This is a genomic window from Achromobacter veterisilvae, from assembly GCF_037619525.1.
GTDB classification, from domain to species: domain Bacteria; phylum Pseudomonadota; class Gammaproteobacteria; order Burkholderiales; family Burkholderiaceae_B; genus Achromobacter; species Achromobacter veterisilvae.
Map to the genome: position 1 here is coordinate 3708633 of NZ_CP148753.1, position 12733 is coordinate 3721365.

Sequence of the window (12733 nt, forward strand, 5' to 3'; positions counted from 1 at the left end):
GGCAATGTCCGTGACGAGTAAGGGGTTTCCATTGTTCCTGACGTTCGACGTGGACGCCGAGACCATGTGGACGGCGCGCGATGCCGCCTACGCCAAGCGTCCCATCCTGATGTCCCAGGGCGCGTATGGCTGGAAGGTCGGCGTGCCGCGCGTGCTGGCGCTGCTGGCGCGCCGCGAGGTCAGGGCCACGTTCTTCGTGCCGGGCGTGGTGGCGCTCGCGCATCCGGACATGGTCCGCGCCATCGTCGATCACGGCCACGAGGTGGCGCACCACAGCCACACGCACCGCTGGATCGTCAACCTGACGCCAGAGGAAGAGCGCGAGGAAATGGAACTGGGCATGGACGCGCTGGTCCGCACCGCCGGCTACCGGCCGCGGGGCTGGCGTTCGCCCGCGGCGGAGTTCAGCGAGATCACGCTGGATCTGATCCGGGAATATGGATTCGACTATTCGTCGAATTTCTTCGACGACGATTCGCCCTATCTGCTGGAAATCGGCGGCCAGTCCACCGACATCGTGGAACTGCCGTTCCGCTGGGTGCTGGACGACGCGCCCTTTTTCCAGTATTCGATCGTGCTGCCCGGGCGCACGATGCAGTCGCCTTCCGCCGTGCTGGAGGCATGGAAGCGCGAGTTCGATCTGTTGTACGCCGAAGACCGCATGATGATGCTGGGCATGCACCCCGAAATCATCGGCCAGCCCTCGCGCCTGTACGTGCTGGACGAGATGATCCAGTATGCGAAGGCGCATGAGCGGGTCTGGATAGACCGTTGCGACGCGATGACCGACGATATCCGGCCGCGCCTGCGGAGCGCGGCATGAGCGCGGGCCGGCGGTATCTGGTGGCGGGCGGGGCCAGCGGCATCGGCCTGGCGTTCGCGCGGCTGGCGGCGGGCCAGGGGGCGGTCGTGGCGGTCCTGGACCGGGATGCCGCCGCGCTGGCCGAGGCCGGCCGGGAACTGCCGCTGGCCGCCGCGCTGGCCTGCGACGTGACGGACAGCGCGGCCGTCGAACGGGCCGTGCAGGAAGCGGCCCGCGCGCTGGGCGGCATCGACGGCGTGGTCAATTGCGCGGGGATAGACCTGCGCTCCGACCTGGAGTCCACGCGGGACGAGGACTGGAACCGCGTGCTGGCCGTGAACCTGAGCGGGCCCATGCACGTCTGCCGCGCCGCGGTGCCGCATTTGAAGCGGGCGGGCGGCGGCAGCATCGTCAACGTGTCCTCGGCGGCCGGTCTCAGCCCGCTGCCGCAGCGCAGCGCCTATTGCGCGGCCAAGGCCGGGGTCAATATGTTCGGCAAAGTGCTGGCGATGGAGCTGGCCGCCTTCGGCATCCGGGTGGCCACCGTGTGCCCGGGCGCGGTGGACACGCCGCTGTTCCGCTCCAGCTACGAGGACGGCCCCGATCCGCAGGCCGGCCTGGCCGCCATCCGCGCGCGCTACGCCCTGGGGCGCATCGCCAGGCCGGAAGAGCTGGCCGAGGCGATTCTGTTCCTCAGCGGGCCCGGCGCCAGCTATATCACCGGCGCGACCCTGGCGGTGGACGGCGGCCGGAGTTTCCATTGAGGCGGCGGGCGCGGGCCGCCGCCATGAACGAAGCGAGGGCCGTGTCATGAACGCGCGTTTCGAGGGCAGGATCGTCGTCGTGACGGGCGGCGGGCAGGGCATAGGCGCGGCCGCGGTCCGCCGTTACGCGGCGGAGGGCGCGCGGGTGGCGGTGCTCGATCTCGACGTGGCCGAGACGCGCCGCGCGGGACTGGCGGCGCTGGCGGTCGAGGGCGACTGCACGGCGGCCGCGGTGATGGCGGATTTCTTCGCTCGCGTGGAATCCGAACTCGGTCCGCCGGACGTGCTGTTCAACAACGTGGGGCAGAGCGCGCGGGAACGGTCCGGCCCTTTCGCGGAATCGGAAGAAGCGACCTGGCGCTTCGTGCTGGAAGTGTCGCTGCTGACGGCGATGCGCGCGTCGCGGCTGGTTGCACCGGGCATGCGGGCGCGCGGCTATGGCCGCATCGTCAACATGAGCAGCGACGCCGCCTTCGCGGGAGACGCCGGGTTGGCCGACTACGCCGCCGCGAAGATGGGAGTCATCGGATTCACGCGTTCATTGGCGCGTGAATTGGCGCCCGCCGGAATCACGGTCAACGCCGTGAGTCCCGGCGCGGTCCGCACTCGCGCGCACGAGCGGCTGGCGCCCGAGATCCTGGAGCGCATCGTGGCGCAGACGCCGGCGGGTTTCGTGGGCGACCCGGACGACGTGGCGGCCGCCGTGGCATTCCTGGCGTCCGAAGAGGCGCGTTTCATTACAGGACAGACCCTGTTGATCGATGGCGGCCGCTGGATGGTCTAGCGGCACACGTATGACGGAGACGGGAAGGCAATGGACGAATTGACGGGCATGGACGCGGTAACGCTGGCCTCCGCGATCCGGGAGGGGCGGGTATCGCCGGTCGAGGCCGTGTCGGCGGCGCTGGATCGCATCGCGGCGCGGAGCGATCTGAACGCGTTCATCACGGTGACGGCGGATTCGGCGCTGGCCGCTGCCCGCGAAGCCGAGAGGGCGGTGCGCCGGGGCGATGCGCTGGGGCCGCTGCATGGGGTGCCGTACTCGGTCAAGGACCTGACCCTGACCGCCGGCGTGCGCACGACGATGGGGTCCGCCATTTTCGAGCATTTCGTGCCGCGCGAGGACGCCGTGGCCGTGGCGCGGGCCAAGGCGGCGGGCGCGATCCTGATCGGCAAGACCACCACGCCGGAATTCGGGCACAAGCAAAGCACGGACGCGCCCCTGTTCGGGCGCACTCTCAATCCCATCGACCCGCGCTACACCTGCGGCGCTTCCAGCGGCGGCGCGGCGGTGGCCGTCGCGGCGGGCATGGGGCCGCTGGCGCTCGGGACCGACGGCGGCGGGTCGATTCGCATTCCCGCCTCGTGCTGCGGCATCGTGGGCATGAAGGCGACGCTGGGCGCGATCCCCAATCTACAGCCGGCGGACCTGTTCGGCGCGAATTCCTACGTGGGGCCGATGGCCCGCAACGTCGCCGACACCGCCTTGCTGTACGGTGTGCTCCAAGGCGCGGACCGCCGCGATCCCTATGGCCAGCTTGCGCTTCCGGAACGCGCGCCGGCGCGGGCCGCGCTGGCCGGACTGCGGGTCGCCTATCTGCCCGCTTGCGGCAACCCGGTAGACCCGCAGGTGCTGGCGGCCACGGACGCCGCGGTCCGGCTCATGGAGCAGGACGGCGCCCGCGTGGAGCCGGTGTCGCTGGATTTCGTGTCGCTGGAGCGGCATTTCCTGGTCATTCTCGAATCCGTGACGGCTTCGCGCGTGGGCGCCAGGCTGGAGGCGTTCCGCGAACGCCTGGACCCATCCCTGGTGGCGACGGTGGAGCGGGGCCGCGGGCACGGCGCGGCGGCGCTGCTGGATGCGGTGGCGGCGCGCACGCAGGCGTTCAGTGCCTTGCAGGCGGTGTTCGAGCGCCACGACGTCCTGGTCTCGCCCACGGTGTCCGCGCCGCCGCTGCCGGTGGGGCAGGACCCAAATGGCATTGTCGAGATCGCCGGCAAGTCGGCGGGCACCATCCGCGGCGCCTGGTATCCCTATACTTATCCCATGAACCTCACAGGCCATCCCGCGCTGTCCATGCCTTGCGGCCGCTCGGCCGGCGGATTGCCCATCGGCTTGCAGCTTTGCGGCCGCTGGCACGAGGACTGGCGGCTGCTCGACGTGGCGGCCCGCGTCGAGCGGCTATTGGCCGGCTGACGGCGCGGGTCAGTTCGGCTGCACGTTGGCCTGCTTCATGACGTCCAGCCATTTCCTGTTTTCCGCCGCGGCGAATGCGGCGAATTCGTCGGCGTCCATCTTGCTGGGGATGATGCCCTCGGTGGACAGCCGCCGGACGACCGCCGGCATGGCGGACGCGTCGCGCATGCTTTGGTTCAGGCGCTCCACCACGTCGCGCGGTGTGTCTTTCGGCACCCAGTAGCCGTACCAGGAGGTCACGTCGAAGTCCGGAATGCCGGATTCGGCGATGGTGGGCACGTCGGGCAGGAGGTCGATGCGCGCGGCCGAGGTGACGGCCAGTGCGCGCAGTTTGCCGCCCTTGATCTGGGGCAGCGCGCTCGCGACCGAGGCGTAGAGGACCTCGACGTGTCCGCCCAGCACGTCCGTCAGGGCCTGGCCGGTGCCGTTGTACGGAATGTGGCTGATCCGCACGCCCGAGCGCACATTGACGAGTTCGCCCACCAGATGAGGCAGCGATCCCAGGCCGCCGGAGGCGAAGGTGATGCTTGCGGGCCTGGCGCGGGCGGCTTCGATCAGGTCGCGAAAGCTCTTGATCGGAGACTGGGCCCGCACCACCGCCACCATGGGCGCGAAGCCGAACACGCCGACCGGCGTGAAGTCTTTCATGGGGTCGAAGTGCAGCGTCTTGAATATGCCCGGGTACATGACCTGGATGGAGGCGTTCATCAATCCGGTGTAGCCGTCGGGCTTGCTCAGCGCGACATCGCGCGCGCCGATGGTGCCGGCCGCGCCCGGGCGCGATTCGATCACGATCGGCTGGCCCAGCAGCGTGCTCATCTCGGGCGTGAGCATGCGGCCGAAAGTCTCCGTGGTGGAGCCCGCCTGGTGCGGCACGACGATGCGGACGGGCTGCGCTGGAAAGGGGGTTGCGGCCATGGCGTTCGGACCGGAAAGCAGGATAGCCGCAAGCAAAGGCAGGTGATGCAATTTCATGGTTGTCTCCCTGTTTGTCGTATTGCCGGATGCCGCTGTGCCGCGGTTTATCTGATGGACGGCATGGTGCGCCGCCGGAATTCAGCGGGGCGGGCCGAGCGCCCCGGTGTCTCGCAGGCGGGCGATGTCCGCCGCGCCGTAGCCGGCTTCCCGAAGCACGGCTTCGCTGTGTTCCCCGGGCAGGGGAGGAAGCGTCCGCAGCGCCGCGGGCGTGCGGCTCAGCTTGACGGGAAAGCCCGGCCCGCGGTATTCGCCCTGGGCGAGCGCCATCTCCCGGTGCGCCGCATGCGGCGTTGCAATGGCTTCGGCCACGTCGAGGATGGGCGCGACGGGCACGCCGGCGGCGCTCAGGGATTCGGAGAGCGCGCGGCCATCCAGGCCGGCCAGCAGGCGCGCGAGCGCCGCGCGCAGTTCGGCGCGGTTGGCAATGCGGTCCACGTTGCGCAGGAACCGCGGGTCCCGCGCCAGCTCGGGACTTCCCAGTTCCGCGCACAGCGTGGCGAATTGCCGCTCGTTGCCCACCGCGATATACACCGGAACCGTGGCGGTGTCGAAAGCATCGTAGGGCGCGATGTTGGGATGGCCGTTGCCGGAGCGTGCCGGCGTCTTGCCTGTCCATAAGTAATTGGCCAGGTGCGGGTGGGCGACGCTCAGCGCGCAGTCATGCAGCGCCACGTCGCACAATTGGCCGCGGCCGGAGCGGGCGCGCTCGGCCAGCGCCGTGAGGACGGCGATCGTCGCCTGCATGCCGGTGGCGAGGTCCACCATGGGCACGCCCAGCCGCAGCGGCGGACCGTCCGCTTCGCCGTTGACGCTCATCAGGCCGCAGGCGGCCTGCACCGCGGCGTCGTAGCCGGGCCGGCCGCCCAGGGGGCCGTCGTCGCCGAAGCCCGTGATGCGGCAGTGGATCAGCCGCGGATAGCGTTCGCAGAGGGCGGCGGGGTCGGGGATGCCCCAGGATGCCAGCGTGCTTGGCTTGAAATTCTCGATCAGCACGTCGGCGCCTTCCAGCAGGCGCCAGAAGACTTCGCGCGCGTCCGCGCGATTCAGGTCCAGGATGACGCCGCGCTTGTTGCGGTTCAGGGCCTGGTAGTAGGCCGCGCCGCCGGCATTCACCGGCGGGCCGAACGTGCGGGTCTCGTCGCCGGCCGGCGGTTCGATCTTGATGACGTCCGCGCCGTGATCGCCCAACATCTGGCCGCAGTACGGACCGGCGAGCACGCGCGAGGCATCGATCACCCGCAAGCCGCCGAGGCTGGATCCCGTCATGTCCGGCCTCCGGGGATGGGGCCGACCAGGATGCCGCGCGGCGCGATGCGCCACTCGAATGCCCCTTCGCCCTGGTCCAGCCGGCGCACGACCTTCAGGTCCAGCCGGCGATCGTGCGCCGACAAGGCGCCTTCCAGCAGGCAGTTCCAGGCGTCGAACGCCGCGCCGTGCAATTGGGTCAGGCCGGCCATCAGCTTCCAACTGGTCTGGCGCACGCCGGGCGCGCCGCCGTCCGCGATCAGTTCGGCCTCGTCTCCTTGGGCCTGCGCCAGAGCCACCATGAAACGCGCGAAATCCTCCGCGGATCCCTGGTCCGGCAGGCCGAAGGCGGCGGCGGTGTCGCTGTAGAACTGCATACCGACCAGCCGGGCGGCGATGCCGCCCAGCCAGGCGGCTTCGTGCGGGCCGTGCAGGGCGATGAGCTCGGGCAAGGCCGTGCGCACGTATTCCATGGCGTAGTTGCGCCGCGCTTTCTGCAGGCGGTCCTGCGGCCAGGTGGCGGTGGGCAGCGTGGGCGCGCGGGATGGGTCGAAGTCGGGAGCCTCTTCGCCGCGGGCGTAGCGCAGCCGCTCGTCCTCGGAGAGGTCCCGGTCGTACTCGCAGTAATAGCCTTCCAGGCCGGGCTGGCCATCCATGGCCTGCTTGGTGCAGACGAAGCCGAGCCGGCGCGTGCCCAGCGAGACGCCGTTGTGCGCATGCCAGCCGCGCAGCACGGCGCGGGACACTTCGCCGGGAATCGCGCAAAGCGCGGTGCCTTGCCAGGCCCAGCGCGGTGTCGGATAGCGCACCCAGACCTTGCGGGACGACTCCTCCATGTATTCCACGCGCACACCGCCGATGGCGTTCGAGAGATAGTGGTAGCGCGCCGCGGCTACGGCGGGAGGCAGGCCGGCGATGCCCAGTTTTTCGAGGCCGGGCAGGAAGCGTTCCAGATGCTGGCGGCGGAAAATGTGGAAGACGAGTTCGGCCGCCTCGCGGCTGCCGAGGCGGGTGACCATGGTCATCACCAAGCCGGTGAAATAGGCGTGGTGCCACTCGGCGACGGCGGACCAGCGGGCCGCGTCGCTGCCTGGGACGGCATGGGCCGGGAAGGTTTGCATGGTTATCGTCCGAGTCAGTGTCGATGGGCGGCGTCGGCCGGAGCGTCTGCCTGCGTGCCGGCGGCCGGCTGGTAGGCCTGGGTCAGGCCGGACAGTACGAAGGTGGCCAGGTGCGCGGCCAGGCGCTCCCGGTCCGCCGCGGTTTCTCCGGGACGGGGCTGGTACCACATGGTGGTCCAGTTGATGGCGCCGAACAGCGGTTTCGCGGCCAGGCGGGGATTCTGGCGAGGCAGTTCGCCCGCTTCGATAGCTTGCGTCAGCACACTGACGAATAGCTCTTCGTAGTGGTCGCGCAGGCTGATGACTTCGTCCAGGCGCGCGCGCTGTTCTTCATTGATGCGGCCCATGAGGTGCGATTCCAGTCCCTGCACCGCCACGCGCTGGTAGGACAGGTGCTTCATCACCTGCATCGCGTGCGCATAGGCCATCCGGTACAGCCTGTCGATCGCGCGCGCGCCGGGCTGCCGGGCGATGGGCTCGACCGTGGCGATGTTCATCTCCAGGGCGCGCTGGTACACCGCGGTGAACAGGTGCGCCTTGCTCCGGTAGTGGTGATAGATGCTGCCCTTGGTGACGCCCAGCGCGTCGCCGATCTGGTCCAGGGTCGTGGCGTCGTAGGTCTGTTGCGTGAAGGCGTCGGCGGCGGCGTCGAGAATTTCCGCGACGCGGTCGGGCAATTCGGCGGTGCGGGGATTCGGGGCGTGAGGCATGGCGGATGAGGTTCTGGAAGCGGTGGGAGACAGGGAAGGGCGAATGCCGCCGGCAAGCAGGACGGTCTGAGCTTCTTGCGTGCCGGCGGTCGCCTGGTGGATATGGCGTGCGCGCAGCAGCGCCTGCAGTGCGGCGGGGTCGGCCAGGGGGGATGCGCCGGCGGACTTCATGGCCGCCGCCAGCATCCGCTCGGCCGACTCGCCCGCCGATAGCAGCGCCATGGCGCTCGGCAGCCGGATGTTCTGGCCGGCATGCGCCGCGGTTGCGGCTTCGTGCAGCAGCGCTCGCGCCGCGGCGAACGCGCTGGCGCAGACGGCCAGTTCCTGCGCGCCGAGGGACGGCGAGGCGTCGTCGAGCGGCAGCGCGCCCGCTGCTTGCGCGTAGGCTGCGAGCGTGACGCCATTGGCTTGCGCGGCCGCGGCGAGTCGGCGCAGGGCGTCGCTGCGCAGCATGGCGTCGCGGGCCTGCCCGGCCGCACCCAGAAGGTGCCCCGGGCCCACGCTGAGATCCACTCTGGCCGTGCCGCTGGCGGGACCGGTTCGGTCCGATTCGATGCCAGGAGCGTCCACCGGCAGCAGAAAGGCGGAGACCGCGTCGGCCTCGGTGTGGTGAGCGAAGACCAGGAGCGGCGCGCCGGTCTCGGAACCGATCCAACGGCCTTCGCCCTGGACTCGCCAGGAACGGCCTTCCGCGCGGGTCAGGAAGGCCGGCCGGCCGCTGGCCGGGTCCAGCGCCTCGGCCAGGTTGGCGGCTGCGGCTGGCCGTTCCCGCCTGGCGCGCGTGGCGGCAAGCTCGCCCATCGCGGCCGCGGCACACCAGGCGGCGGCCAGGGCGGCCGACAGCGCCGGCCTCGGCGCGGACAGGATTTCGATCACAGCCAGGAGGGTGGCGGGAGGAGATGGCTGTTGCCCGCCGCAGAGCGCGGCGAGGCCGGACTGCGCTACCGAGGGGAGCGCGCCAGCGTCTTCGGGCTGGGCGGCCAGCCGGCGCGCGTGCGCCAGCCAACGGGCGGGCACACCGGGAGCAGAAGGCCAAGAGAGTGTCATGGCGCGTGGATCCTTGTGCGTATCTAAGTCCATACTTGTGAGCATGGTAGGAGCAGGCCATCTATATTTCAATAGGAAAATAGGATTGATTTATAAAGGAAAACCCTTGGGTATGAAATCGACCATACGCATGGGTATGTAGTTAGACTTTGGCTTCCACGACGACGAAACCGAGGACGTTCATGAACACCGCTTTCCTTCCCTTGCACCAGCGTGAATCGATGGATCTGCCCTTCTTCGAGGCTGCCCACAAGGACTATCTGCGGCGGGTGGAGGCCTTTGCCGACGGTCGCGACGATCCGCCGGCGACCGCCGCCAACGTCGACGCGAATTGCCGCGGCCTGGTGCGGGCGATGGGCGCCGCGGGCCTGCTGCGCGCCTGCGTGCCGCTAGCCTACGGCGGCGACGCGCCCGCCATCGAGTCGCGCCGGCTGGCGCTGGCGCGCGAAGCGCTGGCCTATCGGCACGGCCTCGCGGACTTCGCCTACGCAATGCAAGGTCTGGGCAGCGGCGCCATCAGCCTGGCCGGATCGGAGGCATTGAAGGCCGAGATCCTGCCCAAGGTCGCCAGCGGCCAGTGCATTCCGGCCTTCGCGCTGTCGGAGAAGGGCGCGGGTTCGGATGCCGCGGGCATGGCCTGCCGCGCCCGCCTCGAAGGCGGCCATTACGTCATCGACGGAGAGAAGACCTGGATATCCAACGGCGGCATCGCGGACGTCTACACGGTGTTCGCCCGCACGGAGGAGGCGGCCGGGACGCGCGGGATTTCGGCCTTCGTGGTCTATCCCGGCGATCCCGGGTTTTCCGTCAGCGAACGGATCGACGTCATGGCGCCGCATCCCCTGGCGACGCTGCGCTTCGAGAATCTGCGGATCCCGGCCGACCGGCTGCTGGGCGCCCAGGGGGAGGGTTTCAAGCTGGCCATGCGCACGCTGGATATCTTCCGTGTGTCGGTGGCGGGCGCGGCGCTGGGATTCGCGCGCCGCGCGTTCGACGAAGCCTTGGCCCACGTGCGCGAGCGCCGCCTGTTCGGCGGCAGGCTGGGCGATCTGCAGCTCACCCAGGCGAAGCTGGGCGACATGGCGGTCGCCATCGACGCGGCGGCGTTGCTGACGTACCGCGCGGCATGGCGCCGCGATGCCCAGGGCCTGCCCACCACCCGCGAGGCCGCCATGGCCAAGCTGGCGGCGACCGAGAACGCGCAGTCCGTGGTGGACATGGCCCTGCAACTGTTCGGCGCGCGCGGGGTGCGGGTGGGGGAAACCCTGGAAAGCCTGTACCGGGAGATCCGCGCGTTGCGCATCTACGAGGGCGCCAGCGAAGTCCAGAAGGTCATCATCGCCCGCGATGCCTTGAAGGCCGCGGCCGCATGACCGCCGGCATTGGGTTGCGAGGCACGAATGGCCCGCAGCGCCAGTCTCCATGCGGGTCGCCCAATGGCAACGGCGGCTGTGCTATTGTTTTTAACCGGCCGGCCACGATCATCATTCCGTGGTCGAGCCGGCGATGATGCGGCACGAGGCTACCTCCTTGCGCCGCGTCCTTGGCAAGAATAAACGCATGACACGATCAAGCGTGGAGACAATACATGAGCCAATATGGGCCGTTGAAGTTGCACGTCCCGGAGCCCACTGGGCGCCCGGGTTGCAAGACCGATTTTTCCTACCTGCACCTGTCGCCGGCCGGCGACGTGCCCAAACCCCCCATTGATGTTGCCGCGGTCGATACCGGCGGGCAGGCCTACAGCCTGGTCCGGGTGATCGACAACGACGGCCGCGCCGTCGGTCCCTGGGCGCCGGAACTCAGCGACGATCTGCTGCGCGCCGGCATGCGGACCATGCTGAAGACGCGCATCTTCGACGGGCGCATGCTGACGGCGCAGCGCAAGAAGAAGATCTCGTTCTACATGCAGAGCCTGGGCGAGGAGGCCATCGGGTCGGCCCACGCGATGGCGCTGGAGCAGGGCGACATGTGCTTCCCGACCTACCGGCAGCAGAGCATCCTGCTGGCGCGCGACGTGTCGCTGGTCACGATGATGTGCCAGCTCATGTCCAACGAGCGCGATCCGCTCAAGGGCCGCCAGTTGCCGGTGATGTATTCCGACCGGGAAAGGGGCTTCTTCAGCATTTCGGGCAACCTGGCCACGCAGTTCATCCAGGCGGTGGGCTGGGCCATGGCCTCGGCCATCAAGGGCGACACGCGCATCGCGTCCGGCTGGATCGGCGACGGCGCCACCGCCGAGGCGGATTTCCATACCGCGCTGACCTTCGCCCACGTGTACCGCGCGCCGGTGATCCTGAACGTGGTCAACAACCAGTGGGCCATTTCCACCTTCCAGGCGATCGCGGGCGGCGAAGGCGCCACCTTCGCGGGCCGCGGCGTGGGCTGCGGCATCGCTTCGCTGCGAGTGGACGGCAACGATTTCCTGGCCGTGTATTCGGCTTCAAGCTGGGCCGCCGAGCGCGCCCGCCGCAACCTGGGCCCGACCCTGATCGAATGGGTGACCTACCGGGCGGGCCCGCACTCCACCTCCGACGATCCCTCCAAGTACCGTCCCGGCGACGATTGGAGCCACTTCCCCCTGGGCGACCCGATCGAGCGCTTCAAGAAGCACCTGGTCCTGCGCGGCATCTGGTCCGAGGCCGAGCACGACGCCGTCCGCGCCGAGCTCGATGCCGAGATCCTGGCCGCGCAGAAGGAAGCGGAAAGCTACGGCACGCTGGTGGACGGCCACGTCCCCAGCGCCGCCAGCATTTTCGAAGACGTGTACAAGGACATGCCGGAACACCTGCGCCGGCAGCGCCAGCAGCTCGGAGTCTGATCATGGCAAACGATAACAACATCGGTCCGGCGTCCGCGTCGATGACCATGATCCAGGCTTTGCGCTCGGCCATGGATGTGATGCTGGAGCGCGACAACAACGTGGTGGTGTTCGGCCAGGACGTGGGCTATTTCGGCGGCGTGTTCCGCTGCACCGAAGGCCTGCAGACCAAGTACGGCAGTTCGCGCGTGTTCGATACGCCGATCTCCGAAGGCGGCATCGTGGGCGTGGCGGTGGGCATGGGGGCCTACGGCCTGCGCCCGGTCTGCGAGATCCAGTTCGCCGACTATTTCTATCCGGCTTCCGACCAGATCGTGTCCGAGGCCGCGCGCCTGCGCTACCGCTCGGTCAATGAATTCATCGCGCCCATGACCATCCGCATGCCCTGCGGCGGCGGCATCTACGGCGGGCAGACGCACAGCCAGAGCCCCGAGGCCATGTTCACGCAGGTCTGCGGGCTGCGCACCGTGATGCCGTCCAACCCCTACGACGCCAAGGGCCTGCTGATCGCGGCCATCGAGAACGACGATCCGGTGATCTTCCTGGAGCCCAAGCGGCTGTACAACGGCCCGTTCGACGGCCATCACGACCGCCCCGTCACGCCCTGGACCGGACGTCCGGGCAGCGTGGTGCCCACGGGCTACTACACCGTGCCGCTGGATTCCGCCGCCATCGTGCGGCCGGGCAGCGAGCTGACCGTGCTGACCTACGGCACCACGGTGCACGTGTCGCTGACCGCGGCCGAGGAAACCGGCATCGACGCCGAAGTGATCGACCTGCGCAGCCTGTGGCCGCTGGACCTGGACGCCATCGTCAATTCGGTGAAGAAGACGGGCCGCTGCGTGGTGGTGCACGAAGCCACCCGCACCTGCGGCTTCGGCGCCGAACTGATCGCGCTGGTGCAGGAACACTGCTTCCATCACCTGGAGGCGCCCGTCGAGCGCGTGACCGGCTGGGATACGCCGTATCCGCACGCCCAGGAATGGGCGTACTTCCCCGGCCCGCGCCGGGTCGGCGCGGCGTTCAAGCGCGCGATGGAGGGTTGAGA

11 protein-coding genes are annotated in these 12733 nt (G+C 69.3%); 7 read left to right on the top strand and 4 right to left on the bottom strand.

Features of this window, described 5'->3' with window-relative positions:
* Positions 1 to 4: 4 nt before the first annotated feature.
* Genes WHX56_RS17285 through WHX56_RS17300 form a run of 4 tightly spaced genes read left to right on the top strand, consistent with a single transcriptional unit; the run spans position 5 to position 3763 of the window.
* Entirely contained in the window at positions 5 to 823 is an 819-nt protein-coding gene (locus WHX56_RS17285; protein WP_338878481.1) for a polysaccharide deacetylase, read from the top strand.
* Positions 820 to 1566 (top strand): SDR family NAD(P)-dependent oxidoreductase, encoded by a 747-nt coding sequence (locus WHX56_RS17290; protein ID WP_287755798.1) that lies wholly within the window; start codon positions 820 to 822, stop codon positions 1564 to 1566. The genes WHX56_RS17285 and WHX56_RS17290 overlap by 4 nt, the downstream gene beginning before the upstream one ends.
* Before the next feature lie 46 nt (positions 1567 to 1612).
* Positions 1613 to 2350: an SDR family NAD(P)-dependent oxidoreductase gene (locus tag WHX56_RS17295; protein WP_287755799.1), complete on the top strand. Its 738-nt coding sequence runs from the start codon at positions 1613 to 1615 to the stop codon at positions 2348 to 2350.
* Between the two features lie 30 nt (positions 2351 to 2380).
* Positions 2381 to 3763, top strand: a complete 1383-nt coding sequence (locus WHX56_RS17300; RefSeq protein WP_338878482.1) for an amidase — start codon at positions 2381 to 2383, stop codon at positions 3761 to 3763.
* Positions 3764 to 3772: 9 nt separating this feature from the next.
* Here WHX56_RS17300 and WHX56_RS17305 read toward each other — a convergent pair whose 3' ends face one another.
* The 4 genes from WHX56_RS17305 to WHX56_RS17320 all read right to left on the bottom strand — a co-directional run bounded on the left by WHX56_RS17305 (position 3773) and on the right by WHX56_RS17320 (position 8864).
* Positions 3773 to 4738: a tripartite tricarboxylate transporter substrate binding protein gene (locus tag WHX56_RS17305; protein ID WP_338878483.1), complete on the bottom strand. Its 966-nt coding sequence runs from the start codon at positions 4736 to 4738 to the stop codon at positions 3773 to 3775.
* An 81-nt stretch (positions 4739 to 4819) separates the two neighbouring features.
* Complete coding sequence (locus tag WHX56_RS17310; RefSeq protein WP_338878484.1) at positions 4820 to 6007, bottom strand: CoA transferase; 1188 nt, start codon at positions 6005 to 6007, stop codon at positions 4820 to 4822.
* The gene (locus WHX56_RS17315; protein WP_287755803.1) at positions 6004 to 7107 is read right to left on the bottom strand and encodes a hypothetical protein; all 1104 of its coding nucleotides are present in this window, start codon (positions 7105 to 7107) and stop codon (positions 6004 to 6006) included. Before WHX56_RS17315 ends, WHX56_RS17310 begins: the two co-directional genes overlap by 4 nt.
* Before the next feature lie 14 nt (positions 7108 to 7121).
* A complete protein-coding gene (locus tag WHX56_RS17320; RefSeq protein WP_338878485.1) occupies positions 7122 to 8864 on the bottom strand; it encodes a TetR family transcriptional regulator in 1743 nt (580 codons plus the stop codon).
* 182 nt (positions 8865 to 9046) lie between these two features.
* Here WHX56_RS17320 and WHX56_RS17325 point away from each other — a divergent pair, with 182 nt between their 5' ends.
* From WHX56_RS17325 to WHX56_RS17335, 3 genes are all read left to right on the top strand, one after another.
* A complete protein-coding gene (locus WHX56_RS17325) occupies positions 9047 to 10237 on the top strand; it encodes an acyl-CoA dehydrogenase family protein (RefSeq protein ID WP_129242025.1) in 1191 nt (396 codons plus the stop codon).
* Positions 10238 to 10452: 215 nt separating this feature from the next.
* Entirely contained in the window at positions 10453 to 11685 is a 1233-nt protein-coding gene (locus tag WHX56_RS17330) for a 3-methyl-2-oxobutanoate dehydrogenase (2-methylpropanoyl-transferring) subunit alpha (RefSeq protein WP_129242024.1), read from the top strand.
* Between the two features lie 2 nt (positions 11686 to 11687).
* A complete protein-coding gene (locus WHX56_RS17335) occupies positions 11688 to 12731 on the top strand; it encodes an alpha-ketoacid dehydrogenase subunit beta (RefSeq protein WP_129242023.1) in 1044 nt (347 codons plus the stop codon).
* Positions 12732 to 12733: the final 2 nt, after the last annotated feature.

Excerpts from the sequence above, each read along its gene's own strand:
- WHX56_RS17335 (WP_129242023.1), top strand. The coding sequence starts at position 11,688 with ATGGCAAACGATAACAACATCGGTCCGGCGTCCGCGTCGATGACCATG.
- WHX56_RS17330 (WP_129242024.1), top strand. The coding sequence starts at position 10,453 with ATGAGCCAATATGGGCCGTTGAAGTTGCACGTCCCGGAGCCCACTGGG.
- WHX56_RS17325 (WP_129242025.1), top strand. The coding sequence starts at position 9,047 with ATGAACACCGCTTTCCTTCCCTTGCACCAGCGTGAATCGATGGATCTG.
- WHX56_RS17285 (WP_338878481.1), top strand. The coding sequence starts at position 5 with ATGTCCGTGACGAGTAAGGGGTTTCCATTGTTCCTGACGTTCGACGTG.
- WHX56_RS17310 (WP_338878484.1), bottom strand. The coding sequence starts at position 6,007 with ATGACGGGATCCAGCCTCGGCGGCTTGCGGGTGATCGATGCCTCGCGC.
- WHX56_RS17305 (WP_338878483.1), bottom strand. The coding sequence starts at position 4,738 with ATGAAATTGCATCACCTGCCTTTGCTTGCGGCTATCCTGCTTTCCGGT.
- WHX56_RS17295 (WP_287755799.1), top strand. The coding sequence starts at position 1,613 with ATGAACGCGCGTTTCGAGGGCAGGATCGTCGTCGTGACGGGCGGCGGG.
- WHX56_RS17320 (WP_338878485.1), bottom strand. The coding sequence starts at position 8,864 with ATGACACTCTCTTGGCCTTCTGCTCCCGGTGTGCCCGCCCGTTGGCTG.
- WHX56_RS17290 (WP_287755798.1), top strand. The coding sequence starts at position 820 with ATGAGCGCGGGCCGGCGGTATCTGGTGGCGGGCGGGGCCAGCGGCATC.
- WHX56_RS17315 (WP_287755803.1), bottom strand. The coding sequence starts at position 7,107 with ATGCAAACCTTCCCGGCCCATGCCGTCCCAGGCAGCGACGCGGCCCGC.
- WHX56_RS17300 (WP_338878482.1), top strand. The coding sequence starts at position 2,381 with ATGGACGAATTGACGGGCATGGACGCGGTAACGCTGGCCTCCGCGATC.